The 26,780-nt window shown below is 34.9% G+C and carries 32 protein-coding genes; 9 read left to right on the top strand and 23 right to left on the bottom strand.

From position 1 onward, the window contains the following. The 10 genes from VJ369_RS13000 to VJ369_RS12955 all read right to left on the bottom strand — a co-directional run. On the bottom strand, positions 1-2,711 hold a 2,711-nt coding region (locus VJ369_RS13000), incomplete at its 3' end, for a hypothetical protein (RefSeq protein WP_324092496.1). After that, positions 2,708-4,414 carry a hypothetical protein gene (locus VJ369_RS12995; RefSeq protein ID WP_324092495.1) on the bottom strand — a complete coding sequence of 569 codons (1,707 nt, stop codon included), beginning with the start codon at positions 4,412-4,414 and terminating at the stop codon, positions 2,708-2,710. The genes VJ369_RS12995 and VJ369_RS13000, both read right to left, overlap by 4 nt. Positions 4,415-4,449: 35 nt before the next feature. Then, positions 4,450-4,701 (bottom strand): hypothetical protein, encoded by a 252-nt coding sequence (locus VJ369_RS12990; protein WP_324092494.1) that lies wholly within the window; start codon positions 4,699-4,701, stop codon positions 4,450-4,452. Further along, the gene (locus tag VJ369_RS12985; protein ID WP_324092493.1) at positions 4,702-5,868 is read right to left on the bottom strand and encodes a hypothetical protein; all 1,167 of its coding nucleotides are present in this window, start codon (positions 5,866-5,868) and stop codon (positions 4,702-4,704) included. A gap of 338 nt (positions 5,869-6,206) precedes the next feature. Then, on the bottom strand, positions 6,207-7,664 hold the full coding sequence (locus tag VJ369_RS12980; RefSeq protein WP_324092492.1) for a hypothetical protein: 1,458 nt from the start codon (positions 7,662-7,664) through the stop codon (positions 6,207-6,209). Positions 7,665-7,885: 221 nt separating this feature from the next. After that, on the bottom strand, positions 7,886-8,332 hold the full coding sequence (locus VJ369_RS12975; RefSeq protein WP_324092491.1) for a hypothetical protein: 447 nt from the start codon (positions 8,330-8,332) through the stop codon (positions 7,886-7,888). A 49-nt stretch (positions 8,333-8,381) separates the two neighbouring features. Beyond that, the gene (locus VJ369_RS12970; RefSeq protein WP_324092490.1) at positions 8,382-8,759 is read right to left on the bottom strand and encodes a hypothetical protein; all 378 of its coding nucleotides are present in this window, start codon (positions 8,757-8,759) and stop codon (positions 8,382-8,384) included. Between the two features lie 294 nt (positions 8,760-9,053). Beyond that, on the bottom strand, positions 9,054-9,452 hold the full coding sequence (locus VJ369_RS12965) for a hypothetical protein (protein ID WP_324092489.1): 399 nt from the start codon (positions 9,450-9,452) through the stop codon (positions 9,054-9,056). Positions 9,453-9,613: 161 nt separating this feature from the next. Then, the gene (locus tag VJ369_RS12960; RefSeq protein WP_324092488.1) at positions 9,614-10,798 is read right to left on the bottom strand and encodes a hypothetical protein; all 1,185 of its coding nucleotides are present in this window, start codon (positions 10,796-10,798) and stop codon (positions 9,614-9,616) included. Between the two features lie 793 nt (positions 10,799-11,591). Beyond that, the gene (locus VJ369_RS12955; RefSeq protein WP_324092487.1) at positions 11,592-12,020 is read right to left on the bottom strand and encodes a hypothetical protein; all 429 of its coding nucleotides are present in this window, start codon (positions 12,018-12,020) and stop codon (positions 11,592-11,594) included. 659 nt (positions 12,021-12,679) lie between these two features. On the opposite strand from VJ369_RS12955, the gene VJ369_RS12950 reads away from it, so the two are divergent. Continuing rightward, complete coding sequence (locus tag VJ369_RS12950; RefSeq protein ID WP_324092486.1) at positions 12,680-12,859, top strand: hypothetical protein; 180 nt, start codon at positions 12,680-12,682, stop codon at positions 12,857-12,859. A gap of 172 nt (positions 12,860-13,031) precedes the next feature. Here the strand turns inward: VJ369_RS12950 and VJ369_RS12945 are convergent, their stop codons facing one another. From VJ369_RS12945 to VJ369_RS12885, 13 genes are all read right to left on the bottom strand, one after another. Next, on the bottom strand, positions 13,032-13,796 hold the full coding sequence (locus VJ369_RS12945) for a C1 family peptidase (RefSeq protein ID WP_324092485.1): 765 nt from the start codon (positions 13,794-13,796) through the stop codon (positions 13,032-13,034). Positions 13,797-14,882: 1,086 nt separating this feature from the next. Next, a complete protein-coding gene (locus VJ369_RS12940; RefSeq protein ID WP_324092484.1) occupies positions 14,883-15,425 on the bottom strand; it encodes a hypothetical protein in 543 nt (180 codons plus the stop codon). Between the two features lie 420 nt (positions 15,426-15,845). Further along, a complete protein-coding gene (locus VJ369_RS12935) occupies positions 15,846-16,679 on the bottom strand; it encodes an AAA family ATPase (RefSeq protein WP_324092483.1) in 834 nt (277 codons plus the stop codon). A 150-nt stretch (positions 16,680-16,829) separates the two neighbouring features. Then, positions 16,830-17,090, bottom strand: coding sequence for a hypothetical protein (locus tag VJ369_RS12930; RefSeq protein WP_324092482.1), 261 nt, complete (start codon positions 17,088-17,090; stop codon positions 16,830-16,832). Beyond that, positions 17,087-17,272, bottom strand: coding sequence for a hypothetical protein (locus VJ369_RS12925; protein WP_324092481.1), 186 nt, complete (start codon positions 17,270-17,272; stop codon positions 17,087-17,089). Before VJ369_RS12925 ends, VJ369_RS12930 begins: the two co-directional genes overlap by 4 nt. A gap of 6 nt (positions 17,273-17,278) precedes the next feature. Beyond that, positions 17,279-17,701: a hypothetical protein gene (locus tag VJ369_RS12920; protein ID WP_324092480.1), complete on the bottom strand. Its 423-nt coding sequence runs from the start codon at positions 17,699-17,701 to the stop codon at positions 17,279-17,281. 6 nt (positions 17,702-17,707) lie between these two features. Further along, positions 17,708-18,718, bottom strand: coding sequence for a hypothetical protein (locus tag VJ369_RS12915; RefSeq protein WP_324092479.1), 1,011 nt, complete (start codon positions 18,716-18,718; stop codon positions 17,708-17,710). After that, a complete protein-coding gene (locus VJ369_RS12910; RefSeq protein ID WP_324092478.1) occupies positions 18,718-18,993 on the bottom strand; it encodes a hypothetical protein in 276 nt (91 codons plus the stop codon). The genes VJ369_RS12915 and VJ369_RS12910 overlap by 1 nt, the downstream gene beginning before the upstream one ends. Further along, positions 18,990-19,343 carry a hypothetical protein gene (locus tag VJ369_RS12905; RefSeq protein WP_324092477.1) on the bottom strand — a complete coding sequence of 118 codons (354 nt, stop codon included), beginning with the start codon at positions 19,341-19,343 and terminating at the stop codon, positions 18,990-18,992. Before VJ369_RS12905 ends, VJ369_RS12910 begins: the two co-directional genes overlap by 4 nt. Beyond that, on the bottom strand, positions 19,340-19,540 hold the full coding sequence (locus tag VJ369_RS12900; RefSeq protein ID WP_324092476.1) for a hypothetical protein: 201 nt from the start codon (positions 19,538-19,540) through the stop codon (positions 19,340-19,342). The genes VJ369_RS12905 and VJ369_RS12900 overlap by 4 nt, the downstream gene beginning before the upstream one ends. Beyond that, positions 19,540-19,962 carry a hypothetical protein gene (locus VJ369_RS12895; protein ID WP_324092475.1) on the bottom strand — a complete coding sequence of 141 codons (423 nt, stop codon included), beginning with the start codon at positions 19,960-19,962 and terminating at the stop codon, positions 19,540-19,542. Before VJ369_RS12895 ends, VJ369_RS12900 begins: the two co-directional genes overlap by 1 nt. After that, positions 19,962-20,156, bottom strand: a complete 195-nt coding sequence (locus VJ369_RS12890) for a hypothetical protein (protein ID WP_324092474.1) — start codon at positions 20,154-20,156, stop codon at positions 19,962-19,964. The genes VJ369_RS12895 and VJ369_RS12890 overlap by 1 nt, the downstream gene beginning before the upstream one ends. Next, on the bottom strand, positions 20,153-20,413 hold the full coding sequence (locus VJ369_RS12885) for a hypothetical protein (RefSeq protein ID WP_324092473.1): 261 nt from the start codon (positions 20,411-20,413) through the stop codon (positions 20,153-20,155). Before VJ369_RS12885 ends, VJ369_RS12890 begins: the two co-directional genes overlap by 4 nt. Positions 20,414-23,162: 2,749 nt before the next feature. On the opposite strand from VJ369_RS12885, the gene VJ369_RS12880 reads away from it, so the two are divergent. From VJ369_RS12880 to VJ369_RS12845, 8 genes are all read left to right on the top strand, one after another. Next, positions 23,163-23,306: a hypothetical protein gene (locus VJ369_RS12880; RefSeq protein ID WP_324092472.1), complete on the top strand. Its 144-nt coding sequence runs from the start codon at positions 23,163-23,165 to the stop codon at positions 23,304-23,306. Further along, complete coding sequence (locus VJ369_RS12875) at positions 23,303-23,491, top strand: hypothetical protein (RefSeq protein WP_324092471.1); 189 nt, start codon at positions 23,303-23,305, stop codon at positions 23,489-23,491. Before VJ369_RS12880 ends, VJ369_RS12875 begins: the two co-directional genes overlap by 4 nt. A 422-nt stretch (positions 23,492-23,913) precedes the next feature. Beyond that, positions 23,914-24,108, top strand: coding sequence for a hypothetical protein (locus tag VJ369_RS12870; RefSeq protein WP_324092470.1), 195 nt, complete (start codon positions 23,914-23,916; stop codon positions 24,106-24,108). A 240-nt stretch (positions 24,109-24,348) separates the two neighbouring features. Beyond that, positions 24,349-24,501 carry a hypothetical protein gene (locus VJ369_RS12865; RefSeq protein WP_324092469.1) on the top strand — a complete coding sequence of 51 codons (153 nt, stop codon included), beginning with the start codon at positions 24,349-24,351 and terminating at the stop codon, positions 24,499-24,501. Further along, complete coding sequence (locus VJ369_RS12860; RefSeq protein WP_324092468.1) at positions 24,498-24,851, top strand: hypothetical protein; 354 nt, start codon at positions 24,498-24,500, stop codon at positions 24,849-24,851. The genes VJ369_RS12865 and VJ369_RS12860 overlap by 4 nt, the downstream gene beginning before the upstream one ends. Continuing rightward, positions 24,848-24,994 (top strand): hypothetical protein, encoded by a 147-nt coding sequence (locus VJ369_RS12855; RefSeq protein ID WP_324092467.1) that lies wholly within the window; start codon positions 24,848-24,850, stop codon positions 24,992-24,994. Before VJ369_RS12860 ends, VJ369_RS12855 begins: the two co-directional genes overlap by 4 nt. 385 nt (positions 24,995-25,379) lie before the next feature. Beyond that, complete coding sequence (locus VJ369_RS12850; RefSeq protein WP_324092466.1) at positions 25,380-25,598, top strand: hypothetical protein; 219 nt, start codon at positions 25,380-25,382, stop codon at positions 25,596-25,598. An 816-nt stretch (positions 25,599-26,414) separates the two neighbouring features. After that, a complete protein-coding gene (locus tag VJ369_RS12845; RefSeq protein ID WP_324092465.1) occupies positions 26,415-26,753 on the top strand; it encodes a hypothetical protein in 339 nt (112 codons plus the stop codon). The last annotated feature ends 27 nt before the right edge of the window (positions 26,754-26,780 follow it).

Raw genomic sequence — 26,780 nt, 5'->3', positions numbered from 1 at the left:
TGTAGAAAGAACTCCATACCTGCTTGATTGCCTACTGTATTATTAGTTCTGTATACTCCTAAAAGGACATTAGAACCACTTCTTATTACTGATAGTGGACCTCTAAGAAGTTCTAGTGTCCCATCATCATAGAGTATCATATTCTCTGTAAGAGTTCCACCATCTATGCAGAGAAATTCAAGTTTTCCATCTTCAGCAGCATTTGTATTTGTTATTATCTCACTTCTGATTCTTGCATATGTTCTTGTATTATTTGTTGAACTTAATGCTTGAAAAGATAGTTCAGTATTTGTTCCTACAGAATTAGCACCATTGAACATCTCAATAGCACCATTTTGGTCAATTTTGAAAACATTACGTCCTGTTCCTGCTTTCTTTAACCAGAAACTCCAACGTGAATCTGTAGCACCTGCGGTGTTTGTAACTATTGCACAATATATGTTACCATATACATGGTCAGCATTAGCAGAATCCTTTAATCCCCAATTCATTCCTGCTGATTCACCTACTGTGTTGATTGGGTTATACATCTCGATAATCTCATCCTGTCCTGCTGCTGCTCTGAGAATTATTGAATCTTGTAACTCCATCACTGCTGTGGTTGCACCTGCTCTTGTCAGATAGAATAAAAGTTTCCCATCTTCGGATGCTGCTGTATTATCTAAAATTTCTGATCTAATTTGTGCATAATTTTGAACAGCAGCACCACTGTCTAATGCTTGAAAAGTTAGTATTGTATTTGCTCCAACAGTTGAAGTGTTATTGAGCATTGCAAGTTCACCGGTGTTCTCGAATAGATGAGTTCTGACTTTTGTCCCTGCATTGACTATGTTTATTTGGAATCTTCCATCTTCGCTTCCATCAGTCCCATCAAGGACTGTTGCTCTGAGGTCACAGTATGTTACCTGAGTTCCTACAGAATCATTAAAATCAAAATCAAGGTCTTGATTGATGTTTGTTGTGCTGTTAGGTCTGTATAGGAAAAGTAGGTCTGATGCATCTTTCTTTATTGTTATGGGTTCTAGGAATGTGTTTGCCATAGTGGTCATTGCATGTCCTGCCATTGCATCAGACAGTGCTCTCCAACGAGAATCAGTTGAATCGTAGAATAGAGTTGTTGACTGATTTGCCATCATGGTGATGTTTGTCTGGAATTTGAATCTGTTAGCAGCAGTTGAAGATGCATTCTCAGATGATAATACTACATCAAATGTTCCTACGTTCAGCAGTCTTACAATTCTATTCTTTGGATTTGCACCGGGAACTAGACCTGTTATTGTTCTTGCTGCACCTGATGCTGTTACTCTAATTGTATTTTGTTTTTCATTCCATCCGGTTGGGGACCAGTTGTTCTGGTCTGCTGAAATTGTAGCACTTACAGGAGTTCCTCTTAATTTGAATTCCGTATGAGTTACATCACTGATGTAAGTATCAGTTCCTAAGTCAGTGAATGCTCCTGTTACACCTGTGTGATTTCCACCAAATATCATTGTGTTAACTGCACCGGATGCAATGTTCGTTTCATTACATGAACCTTGAACGCCATACAGTGTGTTTGCAATGAATAGAGTTCTTGTTCCCTTTACATCCTTAAAGCAATCTGTTACACTGCCACCATCTAGCAGTGGTCTACAATTCTGAACTGTAACATCTTTGACTTTTGTTGCATCACTTACATTCCATGTGATAAATCGTCTAGTATCATCAGTTGATAGACCGTCTAACAATATTGATTCTATCGTTCCCGTTGAACCTTGATTTATCTTGACTACATCACCGGATGTGAATGTGACAAGTCCTCTTATGTTGATATTATCAATATTATCACTAGAATCTCCCGCACCTATCTGAACAGCAATCCAGTTTCTAGATACAGTTGCTACTTCATTTACATATCCACCATCAGAATATATTGTGATATTAGTCCTCACACCTGCTATTTTGAACATAGCACCGGTATATCCTGATGGAACATTGAGATTTGATGTTCCTGAAAGATGGATTGTATTGTATGATTTGCAATCAAGTCCTGTGAATCCTGCTTGGAAATCCCATCCTGTTGAACCTTCTGCATTAATGAATACCTCAATGGGTGGACTTATGTCCAATGCTGCTTGAATCACTGTTGCAGGATTTGTTCCTGATGATATCACTGCTCCGGTTGTGTTAACTGCGTAGTATGTTGTGCTGACTTTAAACACACGAATTAAGTCTCTTGCTGCAATTGTTGCATCTTTCATGTCAACAAATCCGGCAACTAATGCATTGTAATCAGTCTCTAAACCTGCATTATCTCTTTTCATAAGATGTCCGTTGCTTGCAACAAAGAGGTGATGTTTTGAAGAACCGGGATTTGCAGGTGATGACATCTGCGTAAATACAGCACCGCTTGTGAATGTCTGCTTCTGTGCAAATGTCTGTGCTAGTCCTATTGATGCTAGAGTATCGTTTGCAGTTGATGGTGGAAGTGTTAAATCAATATCAGTTGAAGGACTATTAGTTGGTCCACGTATTGTGATATTCTTTGTATCTGCTTGATTTCTAAAGTATAGAATTGCATCCCAGAAACCCCACTTGTTAGTGGATTTGATTGTGACAGCAGCAACACCGGTAGTAACACCGTTGAAGAGTCTGCTGACCATCTCCATATCGTCAGCACCATACTTGATTGAAGTGCCGGGATTTGTAATGTTAGTATCTTTCCAACTCATTTCGTGTTGCCACGTCCTGCACCGGATGTTCCTATTGTTGAAGCATTCGATCTTTCAGTTGGGGGTTGGAATCCTTTCTGACCTTCTGGAAGTGGATTCTTGCTAGCGAATTGGTCCATTGTCTTTTGCTGTTGGTCCATCTTTTGCTTCTGCAATTCCTGTTGCTGTTCAAATTTGATTTTATCTATTGGTGGAATATCAGTTAGTTGTCCGATTGGATTGACCCTCTTGGAAATCTCCTTGTTATATGGTTTCATTCCAAGGAATTGTCTACCTTCCTGCAATGTAATGAAGTATCGTCTTACAAGCAACTCAAGTGAGTTTGCCTTGGCAAGTATATCCTCAAAGGACCAAGGCATGTAGTTCTGGACCACTCTGAACTTCTGTCTTGTTGGGTCAGGTTCCTTTGTTGCTAGTGATAATAGATAATCATACAGTTGTGTGCTGAGATGATGTCCCATCCACCATCTATCACTTGATAATACGAGTTTATCATAAGCGTTCATCTGGATTTCCACATCACTTCTTGAAGTAGATTTACCACCAAATGAGAACATGAATTCAGGTATTCTCATTTTCATCAGCATATGAGATATGACTGTTTGAAGTAGCGTTATGAGGAACCATCCATCATGCTTGATGTTGACTGATTCAAAATCTACCTGTGAATTGAATCCTCTTATCAGTCCGGGTCCAATTGATGCCATGAATTTATCCATCTCATTCGTATTCATGTTTTTGAATTTCAGGATACCGGGTTGACACCAGAATGATGTTACTATTTCTGGAAAATCAATTTCCTCTGCTTGTCTTATGATATTGGATAACTTTAGAATAGAATGATAGTCTGATATTCCATAATACAGATTATTTGGAGTTACATGATTGTCATTTCGTGTAACATAGAGCAGATTTCTTGCAGGAATGTATACCGGTCCATCATTAGAATATGAATTCTCAAAATCAGTGTATCTTACTGATTCAAATCCCCATGTTGCAGTGTCAACCTTTACTTGGTCCAGAAATGACCAGTGAAGAGGTTTAATCAGTGCAGGAGTTCCTTTTGGAATGTCTATATCATTTATCTTTGTATCTTCTATGAAAGTTTCAAGGAATAATGCACCAACTCCACCTACCATTGCTTGTCTTGCTAAATCTTGTTGATACCATTCAAGACCAATGTTTCTTGTGACAGTTTCTATGAATTTGACTATTTTATTTCTCTCATTTTCATTGTATCCTGTTGAATCAAGGTCCTTTGTCAAATCTTCTTCTGATTCATAGACCTTGTTTGACATTGGCATCAATGATATCTGAGTCTGGTTAGCAAATGCTGACCAAGAGCGAATGTTTGTTGCTTCACCTAGAATGTAATCATTAATGTATGCATCCCAGAGCAATTTCTTAAACTCTGGACCGTATATGGGTTTGAATTTAGTTGCTAAAATTTCCTTTGATACAAATTCAGTATCATATGCTAAATTCGATATACCCTTTGCTGACTCTGCTAGATAGTTCCTATACTTGTCAGATACGTTATTAGAATTTACATTCCAGTAAGCGTATTTAGACTTTAATTGAAAATTCTCTGCAAATCTTCTTGATACTGCATGTGCTTTCTCTTCTTGTTCTACTGATTGTCCTCTTGATATAAGATGATAATCATTAGATGCACCGTGTAGAAATTCTGCTAATTGACCCATGTATGTAGATAACTAATTGTATATGGATTTGATAATCAACTAGATTTTTTTATTAAAATTCCACCTAAATCTTGTCTATCAATAACTTCAACAATACATTCCTGATTCAAAGAGTATTTGTCTGCAAGTTCAAGTGGAAATCGGATATATGGATAAAGAGAATCCCTTCCACCTTTTGAGACCCTTACCTTGTATACCTTTTTTATCCATGTGGGAGATTTATCTAATTTTTCTAGTATTTTAGGTGCTACTGATCCTAAATCATCAAGTCCGTAATGAGTGCTCATCTATGCTCTATCACTTAATTTTGCATTCATCTTTATTGAATGTGCTGCTCGTTTTTCTTCTGAAACATTAACAAAAATATCTGCTAATGCCAACAGACCGGGATGATGTTTGATGAATTGTAAGAAGAATATGCATACACGTCTTTGCATTTTTGCAATCTCTTCTCTTGTGATTCCCCGTTCTGGATCTTCTTTGAACATTGTCTTGAAATCATAGAAATTCCTGCTCACAGGTTCTCTTGAGAATTTTTCTGCACCCGATTTGGATTTTAGTTCAAATTTCTTCAATAGGAGACCTGCCCATCTTACAAGGTCCCTCTTCCACTTGTAATTTTTACTTGGTAAGAAATATCCATCTAATGACCTCACTCCCATTGCGTATTCATGTTCCTGCTCCAAGGTTATTATACGATTTCCGTCTTTGTCCTTGATTCCAGTCTTAATCTTCTTGGCAAATGCACTTACTGTCTTTTTATGAGATACTATCGAATCATAGAGTTCACCTTCATACGGTTCACCTTCTTCAATCCTGATAATTCCCTCAAATGGGTCTGGAATATTGAGTCCATCTTCATGTTTGACTACAGTTATGCCATGTTTTTGCCATTCTCGTTCATGTCGTCTGTATGCTTTGTAAAAGTGCTCTGCAACCATCAATCTTAAAGATTTTGGTAATTCGTTATAGTCAAATCCGTTAAATGACCGGATATGATTCATCTGTTCATCAAAAAGTGTCTCTACTTCGTTGTCTATCTCTAGTAAACTGGTGGACACCAGTTTACCATCCTCGTCAACGATTGGTTTTCTCCAAGCACGTTTATACTTGTTATCTAATGAATGCCAAACCCTGTCTTTGGTCCATGTTGAAAAATCCCTCTTGCTCATCTCTCCTAAGATTGTCCTGCAAACTTCATTCAGACTCTTCTTTCTCTGAGTCTTTTCATCAACAAATGAACCTCTCCTATACAATTCTTCATAATATTCAGCGAGTCTGTTTATCTGGTCCTTCAGACTCGTTTCGATTTCCTGTAATGATTTATCACTGTGTTCTAATTCATTGTAAATCCTGACTATGTGACCATTAATTTCAGAAACTCTTGATAAAAACTGTTCCTGTGTTTCGCTTTCGTTAATGTCAACTGCCTTTTTGACGGTCTCTATGCCCACAGGATTTGATATTAATAAAGTTTGTTATTAAGCGTTCCGTGATCACATTTATGATTGCCATGCATCAAGAGGATTTGAAAATGTATCATTTGTAGTAGTCACTGTTCTCTTTTTTGTGAACTTGACTGTCTTTCCATATGGAATTGATGTATCAACCTGATTTCCTGCTTCTAATATTGAATCGGTGATTGGATCTAGATGTAGAGGAACGATATATCCACAGTTTTTGCAGTATAGGTTGCCATGTTCATCTTTATGCATAAAATATTCTTCCTGTCTTATGATACACAGTGGACAGAGTGTTTTGTGATTGTTTGTAGGTGATATTACATTGATTTTCATGATTCTTCCACTGCTTTGAATCCATAATTGACTAATGACAACCTGAATGCATCAAAGAGGTCCATTGTTCCGTATGTGTCTTTGTCTAACTCCGGTCTCTCACCACTGGGGTTGACCAGAGTTGCAGTTTTGAGTTGTGCAACCAGATTTGCAAACCGATTTTCATCAATTGCGATATATTTCTCTGAAAATATGCGTTGAGCGTGTTGAATCATCTGCATTCCATATTTTCCGAATGAAATTGGATTTATTTTGTATTCTGAGAGTCTTAATTGGTCAAAAGGAACATTTTTTGTGTTTTTTTCATCAGTAGAGTCGTTTTGCATCAGTTTCAGTTTATCAGAAACAGACTGCATCTGCATATCTACATAGCATTTCGTGATATTGTAACGGTGCATGATGTTAATACAGAGATTGCACATCTTTTCATGGTCCATTCCAGTGAATTCCTCTGCATAGATGACTTCAATAATACCATTTCTCATCTGAGTGACCACAATAGCAAACATTGAATCGCTTCCGAATGCAGGGTCAATGCCCATTGACTTTGGAAATGACCATATTGCTGATTGATTGAGCGGTTTCTGGTTCAAAACACTTGCTGCTTCCAATGCATCAGCAATTTGTTGTTCTGAAAAGACATTTCCACCGACTGAAATGAATTCTGCACCATAATATTCGTTGAAATACGGTCCAAGTCTCCTTTTTTCCTCATCTATGAACTCCTGAGAGATTAAACCTGCTTGAATTGCCATTTCAACTGGGTATTTGTGTGGTTTAAAGTCGTTTTTACCTGCTAGACAGTCTTGCCATAGGGAGTAGACCTTCCCCCTAGGACCACGGGGGATGGTCTCTATCACAAACTTACCCCTAGTCATTGCAAGACGTGTGAAAGCACCGTCAATGACCTCAGTATAGTCAATGTTTGCCTTGGTAATATCAGATACTAGGATGAAATCAACATTCTTCCATGATACAGATGATGCAGCACTAGCACCTAAAGCGATAACTCTTGTAGGTTTCTCAGGTCTGTATGGGTTATGGATGAACAATTCAGTGACTTTTGTTGCTTCGTCCCTTAGCAGATACCTTCCGGGTCTCATAATCATGGTATTCTTGAACGTTTCAGAACTCAAAATTAGTTGACGGAGTGTATACAGATGCTCTTTTGCCATTTTAGAGGTCTGTGCTATGACCAGTTTCTCATTTCCTGCACCGTCTTTGAGCATACAGTTCTGAAACAATGCCATTAATGCTAATGTGGACAGACCAATCTTGTTAGATTTGATGAAAATGTTGTATTTGTAGTCTATAATGTCACGCCATGACTCGTATTGGTAAGGTGCAAGGTGTTCAACCTTTTGTTTTGTAAATGGATGAGTCAGATATCCAAAACTTTGATAGAATAGATGAGGGTCAGTGTAGACAACATTACCAATAGTATCAGTGAACATGTTTAACTTTCTGTCTAAAACTTTGCGGTGTCTTTTGAGAAGAAGTTCGTCTACCCGCTTGAAGTCTTTCCCTAGAGATTTAAGTTCACGTTTCTCTGATGTCCTGCCTACCAATTATCAGCAACCTTCCTTCTCATGACACTTACACATACAACGATACCCATCCTTTGTATACAAGATTTCTGTAGGTTTTCCACAAACACACTTTGGTAGATCAGTCCTCACTTCAATTTCTCTTTTTCTTCTGCTGATAGCATCTCTGAAACTTTTTTGCCTTCTCTCTGGACATATGGTTCTATTACCATTTTTCCGATTGACCTTCTCTCAACTGGATGGTCCCCTGAAATCTTCTTGGTCCTGTGACAGAAACACTCGCATCTGGACCCTTCAGGTGTGTTTTCCCTGCTCTGGATAACACCACCTTCCAGTTGGACAGATTGAAATGAGGTATCCCATTCAAACTCTTCAAACTTGTCCTCAGTCTTACCCGTTCTAGCATCCCATTCTGTATACTTGAATCTCCTTACATGATATCTGATTCTACCATCACACGCTTCACATTCCATGCTAGCACAATGCCATGATAATTTACTGAGCATCAGTCCCTCTTTTCGAGAAAGGTTCTTAAACGCAGAATCATCTTCCCAAGGATTCTTTTTGTCAGTCATCAATAACTACGAGTGATAACCAACTAATAAAATAATCATTGAAAAAAAATTAGGATAGAGAAACGTTAACTTTGTTTGGTTTCTTCAGTGACTTTATTTCACCATTGAATGTAGTTCCGTTGACATCACCGCTAAATTCATCTCCTACTTTTGGACATGGATTCAGTTTCTTGAAGTTCAGGGGAACAGTGATACTCGTTTCGTTCTCGTCTACTGTTTGAGTTTTAGTCACAGTCTTATTTCCAAGAGTTGCTGATGCTGTTACTTTCTGACCTGCTTCTACACCTGTAACATTTACACGAATCTTTACATTGTTACATTTCTCTACTGGTTTCTTTGCTTCTACTGTCATCGGAGTCAATGATACTGCGAGCATCATTGATGCTGCGATAACTGCGATTATTGATGCTGATACTAATTTCTGCATTGATTAAACTGATTTAATTGAGTAAATAAGAAACAAAAAAGAGGGAAGATTACCTACTTACTTGGATTTGGATTGTTTGTTTGTCCCGGTGCATGTCCATTAGGATCATTTCCTGACCCATTATCATCATCTGATGGGTTGTCTTTGAATGGACTGTCTGCATATAGCATCGTTGGAACAGATGTTGCTACAATACCTAGCATCAACGTCAACATCAATCCTATTAAGATAAGACTCATTGTCTGCATTAATTAGATAAAGAAAACATAGGATAAAAAAGTTGGGGTATTAAACCTATACTGTTGGTGCTTGTTTCAGTAATTGTTCCTCATCGAATGAGACTTCTCCATGATCTTCTTGTCTTTTCTTGACATCAGCAATATGTTCCTCGCTACCGAATCCTTCTGATTCTTTATTTAATGATAGTTTTGTTTCTTTTCCTTCTTTCTCTCTTTGCTTCTCTGTTATCTTTGCTTCTTTTTCGTCTATCTCTGCAATGACTTTTTGTTTATCTTGTTCTATTTTTGCTACCTTTGATTTCTTTTCTTCTTCAAGTTTCTTTATTTCTTCTGCTACTTTTTCTTTTTCTGCTTTCTTTGCTTCTGCTTCTTTCTTCTCCTCTTCTTTTTCTTTAGTTTCTATATCTTCTTCAATTTTATTTTGTTTTGCTACTTCTTTTTTATGCTCTGACATTTGATATTTTTAACCGATAAAAGTATTTAACGATTATTACGCTCTACTAATGCGTTTATAGACAGCATCAGGAACTTCCTTTGATGGATGAACATCTACTATCTCAGATACTTTATCTTCAACCTGTTTTGCAAAATCTCTTGGTTTTGCAGTGAATGACATTACTCTAAATTATCACCCCAGTTCCTATTATACAAATCTCTCATGAATCCGAATGGTGGAATCTTTCTGAATCTTGTTGCAAACTTTTCTCTTACGTCTTTTATGATTGCCTTTGGGACTGCTTCACTTAGGATATTCCATTTGAGTATACGTGATGACTGGACTCTTCCTGTGATGTTCCATTTTAGAATTCTAGATGTTTCTATTCTTGTAAGTGATGCTTGAATATCCCATTTGAGTATTCTTGATGACTGGATTCTTTCTTTAATGTTCCATTTGAGAATGCGTGATGACTGGATTCTTTCATTGATGTTCCATTTTAATATGCGATTAGACTGAATCCTTTCCTTGATGTTCCATTTCAGAATTCTATTAGATTGGATTCTTTCAATAATATTCCATTTTAGAATTCTATTTGATTGAATCCGTTCAATTATATTCCATTTTAAAATACGTGATGACTGGATTCTCTCTTGAATATTCCATTTGAGTATCCTAGATGATGCAATCCTTTCTTGAATATTCCATTTCAGTATACGGTTTGATTGAACTCTACCTGTAATATTCCACTTTAGAATACGAGATGTGGTTATTCGTTCTAATGATGATTGAATATCCCACTTTAGGATACGATTGGACTGGATTCTCTCTTTGATATCCCATTTGAGTATACGTGATGATGCTATTCTTTCATTGATGTTCCACTTGAGAATTCTTGATGATTGTATTCTTTCTTTAATATCCCACTTTAAGATACGAGAAGATTGGATTCTCTCTTGTATATTCCACTTCAGGATGCGGGATGACTGTATGCGTTCTTGAATATTCCATTTTAAGATACGATTAGACTGTATTCTCTCTACGATATTCCATTTCAATATACGGGATGTTTCTATTCTTGTAAGGGATGCTGCTATATCCCACTTTAATATCCTGTTTGATGCAATACGCTCATTAATATTCCACTTTAGAATTCGATTAGATTGAATCCTTTCTTTGATGTTCCATTTGAGGATTCGACTTGATTCTATTCTTCCTTTAATATCCCATTTGAGAATTCTGTTTGATGTGATATCAGAAAGAAATGAAAGGTTTTCTGGGGTTGAGATGAATGATGCAACGTTTGATGAACTTCCTTCCGTTGTCCCATCGTAGAAAAATGTATTTGTATATGCTGTTGCCATTGCTTGAGTCTGGACAAACCAAACCTCAAAGACGATTACCGCATCTCCTGCGGTGAGTGATGATACTGCTGAACCAGAAAAGGTTCCGTTAATAATACCTTGACTCGTTCCTGCTTCCTCAAAATCTGATGCAGAATTTCCGTCTAGGATATTGCCATACTTTGTCCCATTGCTAGGTTTCCAGACATAACAGCAGATACGGACAGGTTGACTTGTTCCTGAAACTGGAAAATTAGAATTAGCATTAGACTCACTTGCACCAAATTCATAGGTCCATGTATTTGCTGCAACTGATGTCTGGTTTAACTGATTAGAAACAAACTTTGAACAGTAGTAATTATGAGGGTTGGTATCGTTTGTAGTTGTGTTTGCCAGTGATGTTTGTGCTACTTTGCTTATGAATGTGCTTAATGTTCTGTTGACAGTTCCGGCATCTCCGTAGTCATTGGCATCTTTGGTAAGACTGGATTGTTCATCAGAAGGTAGAGTCCCACCATAGGCATAATGAGTTCCTCTTCTGAAATAGAGTTTGGTTGCTAAAGATATTCACCCCTAAGAACACATTCTTTAGTCTTTGTTGATATCTCCGGTCTCACTGGGATGTCTAATCTTTCATAACGTTTGCGTAAGTCTGGACTGACTGCTCCCTGTATACAAGCACCGCAGAAATTACATTCACCGTAGATTAACCATGACTCATCGGACCACGTATTGAAATAGATTACGATATTGTCTTTCTCATATATGATTATGAGGGAAGGGTCCTGAGTGAGAAAAAATTCCACACTTCATATCACGCTGCTGTGTCACAGTCAATGTTAATTGTGCAAGTATCATCTGTCATTGCTCCTGCTCCTGCTGTTACAATTCTCTTCAACCAGAATCCAAATCTCTGTCCGTTGGGTATATTACCCATATCGAGACCTGCTGCGTAGGTTGATGGTGAACTGAATGTTTCTCCCGAAGGTGCAGTATTTTCATTAGCAATCGTTTCTATGGTTGCATTTAATCCTTCACCGGCAAGTGCAATCTCAAGTGATGTGCTTGATGATGATGTATTACTGGAAATGTAGAGATGAGTATTCTCAGCAGTAAGTGATCCATGATTATTGAGGCAGTAAAATCCACGATATTCTGTGTCACCCGCAAGCGATTCTGCACCGCTCACTATATCAAAGGCGTTATGACTCGTATTTGTGGTTATTTCTGTAGTTGTAGACATGACCCCACCTAAACATGCATTTGGGTCTGAATTACTGGACCCACCTGAATATCTATATTTAATATCCGTTGCTGCTATCGGCATACAAGTTTAAGTTAATCCAGATTTTTAATACAACTAAAGATGTTATGGAGAAAGGAGAAGAAGTATCTTCCAGCAGAAGAAGCAATCACTAGAGGTGATTCAACTCGGATGGAAATAAAATACGATATTGCTGCTGAAGGAGACCTTAAACGAATGAAGATAAGGACAGGTTATAATCAGAATGAGAAGATGTATTATATTCAGATAACAGAAAGAGAGACTCTGCTATCATATCGTATATACCTGACAGATGTTCAATTCAAGGACTTGGTTATACATATGGGTAAGACATATCAGTTTGAGACTATAGATAAGGAATCGGAAGCAAAGAAATGACTGTAAAAAGCATTCTAGGTGAAATTGGTATTTCGATTATTGCTTTGATACTTCTTGTTGTGATAATGCCTTGGGCATTCTTTATGACCATAAAGGAACAGTGGAGATATAAGAAATTGGAGAAAGCATATACGAGAAAGTTTCAAGAGGATTGGAGATAAGTAAATGATTTTCATGGGAATGCTGATATGTGAATGCTCTTACTGCAAGAAACATTATTGGAAAGAGGATGAAAAGAAATGAAAAAAGAATATGCTGTTTATGACAGGTTTGTCATGGTATATGAAGATGGTCTGAGGATAACACAGTTCAATTGCGATCCACCATTTGAAAGAACAATTGAACAAATCACATATGTTCTCAGAGCATTAGGATATGAGAAAGTAGAACCAAAGAAGATTGTGAGGTCCAGTGAGTGAATGAAACAGTTCAGTGTTAAGACTAAAGCAGATTCATTTCCCAAGTCTATATACAAAGGGATATGCGGTGATTGTAAAAGGGAATGGCAGTCTCTATGGTTATGCGGTCACAGACCAAATATTGTTGCTATATGCTTTGTGTGTTATGTCAAAAGTCACAAGGATACTCCGGTCAGAATCTTATAACCCAGAAGTCGTCTGCTAGGTTTTTATTCTTCATGTATTCGTATGGCATTGTAAAGAATCCTTGATTTCCCCAGTTAGTCCCCCAAGAATTCATACACAGAAATCTTTGAGTTGCATTGTCGTAACCAACGCAGAGAACTGCATGTCCCCCTATGACACTTTCAGTGTCAAAGTTAGGCATAGGAACTACACCAGATTCATTTGCATCCCAGAATGATTCATAGACAGCAAATCCAAACGTGAACGGATGACCTTCAGCAAGACATGCTCTCATCTGAGCAAATGTGTTTATTCTTTGATATGAAATTGTCTTGTGCAACCTTGCTTCGTTGTAGCATTCTTTGGTCGGTTTGTCAGCAAATTTCCCAATTTGATATTGCCACATAGACTCAGGACATACTCCCTTTCTGTTAAGGGACTTGATTCCGTCTCTGATGATTGCTCCACTATCTTCGTTGACAGTATTGATATATACTCTTTCATTATAATACAGAAATAATCTTGAATAGTCTACTAAGGGTTCTCCGTGTTTTAGTTCTAAGAATTCTAAAGCAGATATCAAAGCGTTTGCAGTGCAGGATCCGAGATTACCCTGATCTTCTACAGGTGGACATTTATCTCTCAGGTCTACGCTACTGACAGGTTTAACGAACTTTGGTTTGAATGTATAGTCTCTTGCATCTGGAACATCAGGCAACCATCCAAAACCCTTTCTCAACTTCTTACCTTTCTTTGGTCTTACTCTAACCATATTCTATTCTCAGTTATCCCTATTGTTTATAAGTGCTAAGAAAAGAAAATGGATAAAGAATTGAATAGAAGGAAGTTAACCTGTGTGCAATGTGGATGGACATGTGTATGGGAGAAGAACATGAAAGATCATTTATGGGCATGGGACCATGCAGGATATCAGATTAAGAAATGAAATGTCCTAATTGTGAATGTGATACACTACAGGTAATTATTCAAGGAAGCAAATTCGATTTACTCAAATGTTTTAATTGTGATTTCAAAGGAGCGTATAGAATCATAGATGAGTAGATGCAAGAAGTGTAAAAAAGAAATCAAATCAATGCAAGCATATACTGTTAGATTCATTTATGATAAGAATGGTAAAGAGAAGAAGATAGGTGTGTATCACTTGGAGTGTGCTAAATGAATTGAAAACAAGATACTACTTTTGTAAATCATGTAAAAGGTTTAACCTTGATTACAGTAAAAACAAATGTCCCTTCTGTGGTAGTATTATAGAGAGTTTAGGTTAAGATAGGATACCTTTAGTGCTAGGGGTAGTAAGGGACTCTATCACCATACTACCCCTGATACCATACTATCTTAATACCTAAATACTACCTCTTCCTAAAATACCACCATCTTCCAATGTCTTTGAAACAAATCCTACATCCAGACTCACCAAGTAGGGAAGATGGGCTACTAACTCTTATACATACATATCTCTCTAAGTAGTAACACAAAGAAACCTCAGTAAAAATACCTGTCCATATACAGAGTGGTGCTGCATTTTACCATTACTTGGTATTGGTAACAAAAACACCGGAGAATTTATTTAAAGATTAGTTCTTTGATTAGTAACAAAAGAAAGAAATAATATTTTTTTTGATATTAAAATTGGAAACAAAAAAAATATTTGGAATTCAAAAAGTAAAAAGTTGCTGCTCAAACAATCTTATCTATCAATACCCTTATACCACATATAAACATCAATTAACCTTTATGATGTTAACTAATCAATCAATGCATTAATAATATTATTAATCAATACTTACAATACTACATTATACCTTAATCGTATTACATTCCATTATCGATATTACTATTAAGGTTCTACTTTGTTGTTTTGTTCTTTTAGTTTTGGTAAGTTTAAAGTCATATAATTAATAGGTTTATTATCTTCTGTTATATCGTTAGTATTCTCTAGTGATAATATAGATTCTAAGTGTTCTAATCTCTTCTTATAATCATCAATTAAGATTGATGCAATTGAATCCTTGTAAGTTTCCCTTAATGAATTGTCTAAATCGATTATTGTTTTTGATGCATAAATCTTATCTTTTGTTGTTATATCACTTTGTGTCCCGTTCTTACCCTTATCCGTTTTTAAAATACTCCATAAAAATAATTTAACATTATTCAAGTCATTTATTATAGTCGAGAAGTAGAAACATAATTCTGTATTGCCTAAATCCCTTAACTGGTTTAATCCTTCTTTACTGATATATTCCTTATCTTTGTATATTGTATCAATAGAACAATTTAATTTATTTGCTATTTCATATAAGGATAAACCTGATCCTAATAATGATATTAACTTTAATCTTCTCTTCTGTATATTGATATTATTGGATCCTTTACTTTTCAATATGTATAATTATGCAATAATCAAACATGAATAAAAGGATTAATTAGAAATAAATAATAATTGTGATAAAAGATAATGACAAGATTTACTTTAAGATTAATTAGTTTATTCTATATCTAAGTGTATAATTATAATCTAAATTATGTTTTTTTGCTAATTCGTTATTTAATGCAATTGCTATAAATTTCTCTATTTGATCTATAGAATAAGTTTTATTTTTTCTGTTAATCACTTGGATCCATAAATTCAAATCAATATCGAATTTAACCATTTTTAATTTATTCCTTATCTAAACAATCATCACAAATAAAATTTTCAATATCTGCGAAATAATGAGTCGTAGAAAATAAAGCATTGCATTCTTTACAATTAAAATAAACATAAGATTCATCAGGAAAATTATTTTCATCCATTTTATTATCACTCGAATTTTAATGAATATTGTTCTAGTGTCTGTAATATTGGATCCACAGATTCTTTATTATTTTCTGATAAACATGCAACTTGCACCGCTTGACGCATATTTGGATCCTCTTGTCTTTTTTCTGTGAATATTTTCCATATTTGATCCGTGATATAATAGGCAATTTCTTTATTTTTTCCATATTGAGACATTAAGAGTTTTTGGGATATCTCATAAAATTCTTGTTTTGTATATTTCGGAATATTCAACACTAAAAATCTAGTTTTTAACGGTTCCATAATTTTATCAATATAGTTGCCTGTACATATTGCTATAGTGCTAGACATGTCTTTTTTTCTAATTCTTTTAAATTTTGTTTCTTGTAATATTCCAGATTCTAAGAGATTTAAAAAAGTTGCCTGATGTTCTTTTAACAACTTATCTAATTCATCAAGCAGCAAATAATCAATATCATGATTAAACATATATTCAATTACACCGCTTGAGGTCAAAGTAGTTGCATCAAGATAATGAACATTATAACCTTGATTTTTTAAATTCTCTTCGATAACTTTTAAAAATATTGTTTTAGATGTTCCTGCTGCACCGACAACTAAAACATGAATTTTTTTATCGTTTTTATTCATTAATGCCTTGGTGATTGTTTTTTTAATTTTTTCATAACCGATAATTTTATTCCAATCAATTTTTATTTTTTTAGGATCCTTATTATTATTGTCGTTAATTATTTCTGTTTGTTGTTCTGTATTTTTTGTTTTTTTATAAATTGGATAAGGTTTATTTTTTCTCTCTTCCAAGGGTTGATCTATTGGTAATAAATAATTAATCATCTGAATCTAAAACCCCTAATTTGATTAATGCTTTTTTTAGTTCTATATCTTCATCGAAATCATAACTTTCATTATCGATGATCCATTCCCCGAAAAAATTAGATATTGCATTAATATCATTTTTGTTTAATTTTATTTTAATCAATTTCTTTAACTCCCATTATCAAACCTTGGATCATACTCAAGAACCTTAAACGATCTATTTTCATCTTTATTTATTGCCTTATGTCCATTATCACAAATTTCCTGTTTATTTTCCCAAGATTGTTCTTTTGCTATTATTGATAAAACTTGATTTAATATATCAAATTGACCATTTAATAATGCATCTTGAGGATTAACCCTTAATTTTTTTCCTATTTTGTTTATTTTATCAATACAGAATTTTTCTAAGTATTGTTCATTTATCAATCTAAATCATCCCTATAATTCCGTTTATCTATTTCCCGATCATGTTGGTCTCTTAATTCATCCAATAAATTATATAATTTATCTTCTGACGTCCATAACTGATTTATTAAATCATATAATTGATCCCTTGTCATTTTTTCCTTATCCTCATAGAATTCTAGTTTTAATTTTTCTAATTCCATTTTTATTTAATCTGCTCCTATAATCATTATGTCTTTTGGTATTCTAACATGTAGTTTTTTGCATAAGTCTTTTAATTGATCTATTTCCTGCTTTTCTATATCTTGGATATAATCGGATCCGCTATCTGACTCAATACCCCACAATCCACCAGATTTTAACGGTATCAATTGGCAGGAATTAGTCCCATCAATAGGAACTAAAATTTCTGTTTGAGCATAAACGCCAATCATCCACCAATAACCGTTATTTGCATCATTCAATCTTTGCTTATCCTGATCCAAATATTTTTGTCTCTCAATTGGATCCTTAACATCATCATAACTTTGTTGTAAATATGAGATATCAGGATATTGATCTATTTCGTGAACTAATTTTATAGCGTGAATATAGGGTTTTTTGTATATTTTCTTTAAGTCACAATATACCAATTTTATTTATTCATCCTCCGATCCGATCCATCTTTTTGATTTAGGATCCCAAGTATAACCCCATTCCTTCATATTTGGATCATTTGGATCATCACACTTGCAGGATCCATTATTTCGATAATGTTCTGGTGTTAAGATATATTGAGGACATTTAGAAATATCTGATTGTTTCATTAAATATACGGTTGCATTAAATTGCTTATCTCCCATATTGACAACTTCATTATGATGAGGTTGCATATTTTCAAGATATTTTTCTTTAAATTCTACGCTATAAGTCCCGTTCCAAATTGTATTGTAATGTTTTAAGGTATCTTGTTTATCATCATCATTTTTAAATTCTAATTCTTCGATTGTTATTGATAATTGAGTATCACCGTATTTATTATATCGAATATATCCATCAGGATCCGATCCCAAGGGTTCAAATTTCCTAAATCCGTATGAATGCATTATTTTTATTACTTCATGATCTACCGCTTCATAAGTTGATGATTTTATCACTTTCCTAAATTCGGTATCATTCCCGTTCCATCCATCAATTAAGTAATATTTCATATTTGCCCTAGGTTCAGGAAAATCTTGATTTATTAAATCTTCTTGAATGCTTAACCAATCGCTTTTATTTCTTTTTTCATATGGTCCCCGTTCAAAAGTTGATCTACGATTAGGATCATAATGCATTGATTTATGGAATGCATCAAAACCCCAAAAGTCATATGATAATTTACGATCATCAATGTCCAATTTATCGCATATATCACTTAAGTATTCTTTAATTCCTAAATAACTTAATGCTTGATAAATTGCTGATTTGCTAGATTCACTTACCGGAAAAACGTTTATTATTTCTAAATCTGTTTGACCGGATCCGGTTATGGGTTCAATTACTTTAACGGTTAAGATTTCATCATTATAGTGAATTAATCTAAATGCTTGACGTTTATTATCAAAGAATAATCTTGCATTCTTAACCGTGACCGCCCTAGGTATTGCCTTAATAATTTGTTCTTGCATTATCGATCATCCCTTTTGAAATATCCCTTTTCAAACCAACTAGAATAATCTTGTTTATTATGCCAACTTACATAATATTGATTTTGATTATAATATGGTTTATTCATGCATATGTTAACGTTTTTCATCTCTGATCTATTTCTTGCATTCTGCTCAACGATTAACGCTTCATCATAATTTGAGCATTCTATAACTAACTTGTTTACTTTGTCTTTTGCCATTCCCCAACCGCTCATAAATTTATCGGTCATTGACACATAATATTTATCTGTCATTTTTCGTTTATCTCCTTATCTAGTAAAGGGGTTAAATCCTTTAATGGAATTTTTTGTTTTTTGTCAACTAACAACTTGATAAAAATTATGTGTTTACATTCATGTTTAGGGTTTAACTCGATATAATGGACATAATCAAAACAATTGCATAACCAATTATCATTATTTTGTTTTATGCTATAATATCCATTATCTTTTGATGCTTTAACTGCAAAAAATGTCGATTTCTTATCTGCAAAAACGGTATCTTTGTCCATTTTATCAAACATTTTTTTTGCTGACTCTAACCTTTTATTATATTGTAGTTTTGGATCATAAACGCTTTTTATGTCGTTATTGTTCTTTGTCATTTTTCACTCAACCCCATTCTATAACCTGCAAGAAATCCAAAAACTTCTTTTATTATATCTCCGGTCTCTTCGATATCCAAATTAGGAAATCTTTTTACTAATATGCTATATGCATTATTTGAAATAATAAAATCCTTGGGAATTATTTCAAATTCTCTAGCGTATTTTATGCATTCATCAATTTTATTACTTGTCATTATTTCATCTCTCCCATAATATCATCAATGCTAAATGTATCTAAATCGTTTTTGAATTGATTCATGATATTGTCTAAGTTTTGTTTATTCATATAATCATCATCATCAATAATTATACAAACAATTTCGTGATCGGTGCTATTTCCAATATGATTTTTATGCTTACACATAAAACTTTGATCCTCATAGATATCTGATTTTTCTTTTTGCATATGTGGATCCGTTAATTGTTGTCCGGTCTCTTCTTGGGACTCTTCGACTATTTTTTGCCATTTATCACCAAAGCAGTATGCATGATAATTTGTTCTACATTCTAAATCTAACGATTCTAGATTTTGACCCTTTACGATTTGGATTGTTGTAAGTATTGTCATTGATGCAAAGAATGCAGTAAGAAAGATTAACAAATAAAAATTATTCATTAATCAATCACCTGATTAAATCCTGACAATATCATAGATTCAATCTGTTGTTTATGCCACACAAAACACCGATTTGCTACATGATCGAATAATTGACATTGATACCAATCAATATCTATTTTTTCGATTTCTATTTCTACGGATCCATTTATCCAAAGTGATACATCTTTGGTTTTTTCGATTTCTTGATTCAATCTAGTTGCACCTTTTCAAGATGGACATAAACCTTAATTGCATTATCCAAGGGAAAGAATGCATGAATATCCGATCCTAATTCTGTATTTATGTCGTTAATCATTGATGTAGTCACAAAACTAAAAGTCAATATCAATGATTCTTTATTTTCTGAATTAACAAAGTATTCAGTTTTTTCTAAGTTATCATAAAAAACAGAATAACTTAGAGTATTCACGATCCGATCTTCAATTTGTCTTAATTGTTCTTGTTGCATTATTCATTATCTCCTTGTTTCATTATGGAATTTATAATAAAACTAAATTCCCGTTCTTGTTTGTTCAATGGTATAAATTTATTCAAGTTATACCAATCTCCTTATCGTTCTTGAGACATTGTTTAAAAATTGTCTCTTTGTCGTTTTTCCGATTAAAAAACTGTATTCTAAATATTCCAGTTTATTTAATGGATCATTTTTTAATGATGTTTGATCTAACATCGCTATATTGTTCTTGTCGAACATTAAGACTTGAACAAAAAAATTATTCAAGTTTCGATTTAATTAAAATCTCTTCAGTTAATGCTTACGACTAATTAATTTTAAAATCTTGTCATTATCTTTTTATCACCTGAAAAATCTACTTTTATGAATTCTGCTTAAGTGGTCAATGTCTCGCATCGACTCGCATTAAATGCTTTTCAGATAAACAGAATCGAATTTCTATTTTTCAGTTTTTACGCTTACAGTTAAGCGGATTATGATTTTTAACCGCTCTTGATTGGACATAACCAACCTAATCAAGCAGATAACAGATTTTTAAAATTACATTTTAATTCAAAAGAATTACGGGAGCACAGTATATAAAAGAATCTTTATTTCTTTGTTTTTTACTGTTTTTTGTCTAAGTAAAATTCTAGAAATTAGAAAATCTAAATATTAGAATAATAGTGTTACTAATTAAGGTAAATTAAAAATAATGTTACCAAATATAAGTATACTCAAATTAGTAACATTATATAGTTTGGTCCCTAATTGGTAACAATACCCAAGTTGGTAACGTTTTTTTGGTTTTTCTCAGACTGCTCAGCAGAGAGGCATCAGCAGAGAATGCCTCAGCAAAGAATTCAGCACACTGATCCTCAGCAGAGGTTGTCTCACGCCAGCGGGCACGGACTTGCACGCTCCTTCAGTAGTGCAGATGAGTGTGCATGCGTTTGTGTGCTTGCGTGTGTGTGGGCGTGCACATGCCAGCATGCACCTCTACCTGTGTGTGTTAGGCGTTGAGAAGTGATCAAAATACGTCAACATAATATTTACGGACTACTGAACTGTATTAGTTTAGACCTATGGGATTAACCGTGGTTCTCTCTCTACAACGAATATGTTGACTCGCTTTGCCTTGAAGCAATCGTTGCACTGCTTACAATAGAGTTCTAGAGAATCTAACATTTCTATGCAACCAACATTGAGATTCATAGAATCGAGATGGGATTTGCTTGGTTCAACGTCAAAATATTCCTTTGGAGTCGAGTGACCACACATCAGTCCTAGGGTCCTGCCAATCTTCATTGACATTTAGGATTTCGATTATTGATGATATAATAAAGTAAATAAATCTTTGCTATGTAGTGAATATAGTCAGAAAGTCTTGATAAATTGAATGGTTTGTGATGGTGGGTTTGTGCTAAACTCTTTCTGGTAACAGAGTTTGCCAAGAGTGGGAACACCCACCATCACGATTGGTAAATATTCGACAAGAAACAACCAATTGCTCCCATCCTTGACCCCAGTAGTTACGTAAAAGTTACCTAAAAAGTTGTCGGTTTGCCGGCAAAAAATTCCGAATTTGGGAAAGGCATGCTCGTAGACCCCCCCGTGCAATTAAAACACCGGGGTTTTTTTACCCCCCGTGCATTTAAAACACCCGGTAGTTTTTTACTTAGAAGCGTTTTCCTCTAAGTATTTCATCAATCCTCTTGGCAAATGCATACCCATGACTCATCTTCCATTTGATATGCACAAGTTCATGGACCAGTGTTTGTCTTGCTTGTCCTAATCCCCAAGGGACTTTGATTATTTCATAATAGCGATTATTCTTAGTTCCCTTGTAGACTTTGCTATGGACCGGTCCATTGAATTCTAGGTTCACTAGAATCACATTGTCTTTGCGTGATGAGCAACCTAACCATCTATTTCTCTTTGTCTTGCGTTTATTCTTCACAAGCAAGTCCCATTCCTTTGGGTTGAATGTGATTCGTGGGATTGGGTCTATGCTCATTTGCTCTGAGTATTTGATTAGGTCCCTTGTAAGGACCTTTTGTTTTGCTAGTTTGTTTTTCATTGTAAGTGTAAATTAGTTTTTATGGTTATTATGTCTTTTACGAGTGAACGATTTCTTATACAGTAACAAAGTAATAAAATCTTCTCGTCAACCTTTTACCCCGCTTTATCAGATTTTGGAAATAGTTAAGCACGTTTTACTAATGGGGGGACTAATTTTAAACACCCCCGTATTTCTACGGGGAATGGATGTTTTCAAACAAGTATGCATTCCGAGAGCACCTTGAATCAAGACCCCCGGTTGCACAAGAGTAGCAACTGCGTAGACCGCAGGGCATGCTATCCCTGACTATTAACGAAAGTTCCTGCATTTACATATTTCGTTTGAAAGTGTCTTTGTAACACAGATAAAGGAATGGTCCATTGCTTCCCAATGCCATTTACGTTCATGTCCACAGTCTAAACACGTCTCTTTATCACATGTCCCTGAATTTGCAATATTGGTAGTTTTCCATGTATTCACAGCATGTTTTATATATCACTGGCATTTAAAGTTACTTTTAATGGCGTTAAGAAGTAAGATAGGAAAGACAAGTAACATGAGTCACAGAGTCACTATTCCACAGGGAATCATGGATTATCTGGATTTGAAAGGGGGAGACACACTTTATTGGAAGATGCACTTCTTTTCAGGACTCAGAGATGATGAGGTAAAGGTTGTAATTGTCAGCAGGGAAGAATTGAAATGAACATCAAATTCAAGATAGAAGGATATGCAAACGGTCCTGATGAACCTGATACAAAGATGTATCTTGAGGAATTGATTAAGGACAATGACAAGATGCATATTGTTCAGAGGTTTGGAGTTGAGGTTGAAGAAATAGATTGATTAAAGAACAAGAAAAGTTGAGTGCACAACTAAAGGAGTCACTGACTGATGAATGTCTTGAAGCAATTGGTCAACTCTGTAGATTTATGATAAAGAATCCAAATTCATACGATCACTATACTCATGAAACATTTGAAGATATTGAATGGTTAGAGGGAATGATTAGAGGTATGCCATATGATTGAAAGACAATTCAGGGTTGAATTTGATACAAAACGAGGAAGCAATCTCATGTGGAGTGATATAATGACTACCAGAAAACTCAAAACTGATTTTGAAATAGCAATCATTACTCCTGATGGAAATGCTCATTCAATATATATCAAAAGAAGAAAACTCTCAAAGATGTTGAATCTGACACTCAGGATGGAAAAATTGGATGATCAGGTCAATTGGAGTGTGTTAAGCAACAAATGATTAAACCTACTAGAGTTTTGATGGATAAGCAAGCAGAGAGATTCTATTACATTGATTCACAGAACAATGCATATTCTGATAACAGGTTCCTTAAAAGGGTAAAGTGTGGACGTGGACATAAGATGTGGTCATCAGGTGCATTCATGATATGTGAACCGTGTGATGTTAAGATTGAGTGTAAGATTATAACGTGAGAAGGAAAAAGAAAGTTGAACAAGAAGATACAGGAGCAGGAAATTTAGAAATGATTACAATGTTTGATAATACTATTGAAGTGCGTAAGCAGTTTGTAGAGAGAGCAGAAAAGTATTTGGACCAAGAGACTCAACGTCTCAATGATGCAATCAAGAAAAAACAGGATTACTTGGAGAGTCTAAAGAAATGAAATGTAATCGTTGTGATAAAGATGCTACTGTGTGGTATAGTGAATGGGTTTGTGATGAACATCTAGGTGTAAAACTAAGAGAGGTCCATTGTAAATGATTAACCCATTTCATAGACATCATGTTTGGATCATAATGGGATTGAGAACCTATGCAATGAAAAGTCCTGTATTCAGGAAAAATGAATTTACTTACAGAATAACTTGGGACTATGAACAATGCAGGAAGTGTGGGAAAAGGAAATGAGACCACCAAACATATTCGATGACCCTGCTAAATGGGAAGAATATTTGAGACAATGCAACCTGCATGAAATTAAAGAATTAGAAGATGCCTTGGGTGACATTGCAGGAATTATTATAAAATTAATGCAAGAGGATTTGGAAAAAATATGAATATGTGGAAACTCTATTCTATTATAGCAATTATAATAATTGGACTTGTTGTAATACCGTTGATTGTTTATGGGGATGATAACGAAAGTGATTTGGGATTATGTCTCAGACATTTCCAACGATATTGTGATAAGATAGATATTGAGAGAACAATGGATCAGTTATTACAAAGAGCAAGAGAATGGAATCTCAATCATTCAGCATATGGACAGCAAACAGAATGCTTCAGTGATATCAATGATTTCTTTAGAGAAAAAATCAAACATATCAATGATACCGATATCACCATAGTATTTCCATGTCCTGAGTTAAACAGGTCACAGATTCCAGAGGATGAATCAGGGAAATGATTGAATATGAAATGGAACCTGATGAATGGTTGGAAGAACGCAAAGCAAAATTAGAACGTGAACTTGATATGATTGATAATTTACTCAGACAATTGCGTGAAGCAAGAAGGAAAAGAGCAAAGGAACAAGGATTAATCAAATGAATCTCAGATTCAAATGTCCTGTTTGTGTTGGCATGGCAATGATTGGTGATTCTAATTTTGAGTCTGTGCATGTATATTCAATGGACAGACAACAACTATTGGACCATCTAAAGAGTCATACAATAAACGAATTGCTAGAATATATTTATGAAGATGCAGAAGATTTCGATAACAATTATCATACGGACATAGATAACCCGGACCCGGAACTATGAAATTCTTTTGTAATTGCTGTATGAAAATAGGACCGGTCCCAATTCATAAAAACTGCAAATGTGATTTGTGTTCGGTATGTTGTGTCCATCCACCTCAAGGAAGTAAAGTGAAATGACAGCAGTAGGAAAGAAGCGTTATCGCAGACCAAGGACCAGAGGGAGATATGCAGGTGAATAAGATGTATTGTTCTAAAAGAAATTGTTATAGAGAAATGTGTCCTGACCCTGACAATTATCAGGGATTCTGTGTTGAACATCTTACAGAACAAAGGAAAATATCAGCATCACAGGATGCTGAATTTCAAGAAAAACTCAAGAAAAACCTAGAGAGTTTAAAAGAAGTTGAAGAAAGAATCAAAGCAAGGAAAGAACATAATGAAAAAGTGTAAATTTTTTAACACATGTGATTTTGTTCAACCAGAAGGATATACATGTAATCATGAAGAGGAAGCATGCCATTACTGCGGTAAATATAGAGAGAATAGATTGAGATAAAATGAGTTCTGGGTTAAGAGGTAAGAAGATAGTTGCGTTTTCTTTTGATTGTCCCGACTGTAAAAATAAGATGACTTCAATAAATGAAAAAGAGATTTACAATATTATCAAGACAGGTGAAATGTGGTGTCCTCACTGCAATCTCATATTGAGATGTGGGACAAGAGAAAAAGATAAAATAGAATATGTCTAACCACAGGTGTGACATGACAACTACGATTCATTGTTCATCTTCTTATCATGCATGGTGTCCAGAAATGAGTGTCACTCAAGGGGGAGCGTGGGACTACCGTGTGCTGTAGTGTATTGAGAAATCTCATAAAATTTTCAAGAATCTCCCCCATTGTATTTTTATAGAAGTATCTTCTAGTCTCTTTTGTGTGTGCTGAGTGCATTGATTATCATTGCAAACGATGCGGTGAACCTTTGCTCTTTGACCAAGGTGCATGTTTTCAGTGTGGACATGTCATCTTTGTTGATGAGCAGCATCCTGTGCTTCAGTGAGCACTCGATGTGGAGTTCAGGACCGCATGCCTATTTGACCCCCTCCCTCTTCTTAAACCCCCCTCTGTTTCCACTGGAACTTCTACGATTGCATAAGACCTAAAATAACGTTATTTATTTATTTATTTATTTATTAACAATATTTACTTCTTATGTCATAGTATATTTTAGAAATGTTATTAAATAAATAACTTCTTTATAAAGGAATGACAAGTGTAACAGATTCCTTCTCATACTCACTGGATGAGAGGGAAATCGTCAAAAGAGCAAGGGAAATCGCATCAACAATGGGAATTTCCTTCTCACAATATGTAATGCAATGCATTAAGGAGAATCAACAAAAAAAAGAAGTAGACCCGTGCGAAAGGTCAAACGAATCTATCGAAAGCGTATCATATAAACCTGCACTCGACACAAAGGATGTCTTTGAGATCACAAAATATGTCTCTCATATAGAAGAACCTGCAACCCTGAGACGACTCATGAGAAATTCACAAGTTATGAAGGACGTTGCAAGGACACATCTGAAAAAAATCGGTAACTGAAAACCTTTTAAGTTACCGTTTGGTAAC

The sequence above is a fragment of the Glutamicibacter sp. genome, assembly GCF_035257265.1.
Lineage (GTDB): Bacteria > Actinomycetota > Actinomycetes > Actinomycetales > Micrococcaceae > Glutamicibacter.
Note: the sequence above shows the minus strand (reverse complement) of the source record. Positions and strands in the feature narration are given on the sequence as shown.

Bases quoted from the DNA above. Each gene is read 5' to 3' on its own strand.
- VJ369_RS12995 (WP_324092495.1), bottom strand. From the start codon at position 4,414: ATGGGTCAATTAGCAGAATTTCTACACGGTGCATCTAATGATTATCAT.
- VJ369_RS12990 (WP_324092494.1), bottom strand. From the start codon at position 4,701: ATGAGCACTCATTACGGACTTGATGATTTAGGATCAGTAGCACCTAAA.
- VJ369_RS12980 (WP_324092492.1), bottom strand. From the start codon at position 7,664: ATGTTCACTGATACTATTGGTAATGTTGTCTACACTGACCCTCATCTA.
- VJ369_RS12975 (WP_324092491.1), bottom strand. From the start codon at position 8,332: ATGACTGACAAAAAGAATCCTTGGGAAGATGATTCTGCGTTTAAGAAC.
- VJ369_RS12970 (WP_324092490.1), bottom strand. From the start codon at position 8,759: ATGCAGAAATTAGTATCAGCATCAATAATCGCAGTTATCGCAGCATCA.
- VJ369_RS12965 (WP_324092489.1), bottom strand. From the start codon at position 9,452: ATGTCAGAGCATAAAAAAGAAGTAGCAAAACAAAATAAAATTGAAGAA.
- VJ369_RS12960 (WP_324092488.1), bottom strand. From the start codon at position 10,798: ATGGCAACAGCATATACAAATACATTTTTCTACGATGGGACAACGGAA.
- VJ369_RS12955 (WP_324092487.1), bottom strand. From the start codon at position 12,020: ATGTCTACAACTACAGAAATAACCACAAATACGAGTCATAACGCCTTT.
- VJ369_RS12950 (WP_324092486.1), top strand. From the start codon at position 12,680: ATGAAAAAAGAATATGCTGTTTATGACAGGTTTGTCATGGTATATGAA.
- VJ369_RS12945 (WP_324092485.1), bottom strand. From the start codon at position 13,796: ATGGTTAGAGTAAGACCAAAGAAAGGTAAGAAGTTGAGAAAGGGTTTT.
- VJ369_RS12935 (WP_324092483.1), bottom strand. From the start codon at position 16,679: ATGATTAATTATTTATTACCAATAGATCAACCCTTGGAAGAGAGAAAA.
- VJ369_RS12925 (WP_324092481.1), bottom strand. From the start codon at position 17,272: ATGGAATTAGAAAAATTAAAACTAGAATTCTATGAGGATAAGGAAAAA.
- VJ369_RS12915 (WP_324092479.1), bottom strand. From the start codon at position 18,718: ATGCAAGAACAAATTATTAAGGCAATACCTAGGGCGGTCACGGTTAAG.
- VJ369_RS12910 (WP_324092478.1), bottom strand. From the start codon at position 18,993: ATGACAGATAAATATTATGTGTCAATGACCGATAAATTTATGAGCGGT.
- VJ369_RS12905 (WP_324092477.1), bottom strand. From the start codon at position 19,343: ATGACAAAGAACAATAACGACATAAAAAGCGTTTATGATCCAAAACTA.
- VJ369_RS12900 (WP_324092476.1), bottom strand. From the start codon at position 19,540: ATGACAAGTAATAAAATTGATGAATGCATAAAATACGCTAGAGAATTT.
- VJ369_RS12895 (WP_324092475.1), bottom strand. From the start codon at position 19,962: ATGAATAATTTTTATTTGTTAATCTTTCTTACTGCATTCTTTGCATCA.
- VJ369_RS12885 (WP_324092473.1), bottom strand. From the start codon at position 20,413: ATGCAACAAGAACAATTAAGACAAATTGAAGATCGGATCGTGAATACT.
- VJ369_RS12880 (WP_324092472.1), top strand. From the start codon at position 23,163: ATGAACATCAAATTCAAGATAGAAGGATATGCAAACGGTCCTGATGAA.
- VJ369_RS12865 (WP_324092469.1), top strand. From the start codon at position 24,349: ATGAGACCACCAAACATATTCGATGACCCTGCTAAATGGGAAGAATAT.
- VJ369_RS12860 (WP_324092468.1), top strand. From the start codon at position 24,498: ATGAATATGTGGAAACTCTATTCTATTATAGCAATTATAATAATTGGA.
- VJ369_RS12855 (WP_324092467.1), top strand. From the start codon at position 24,848: ATGATTGAATATGAAATGGAACCTGATGAATGGTTGGAAGAACGCAAA.
- VJ369_RS12845 (WP_324092465.1), top strand. From the start codon at position 26,415: ATGACAAGTGTAACAGATTCCTTCTCATACTCACTGGATGAGAGGGAA.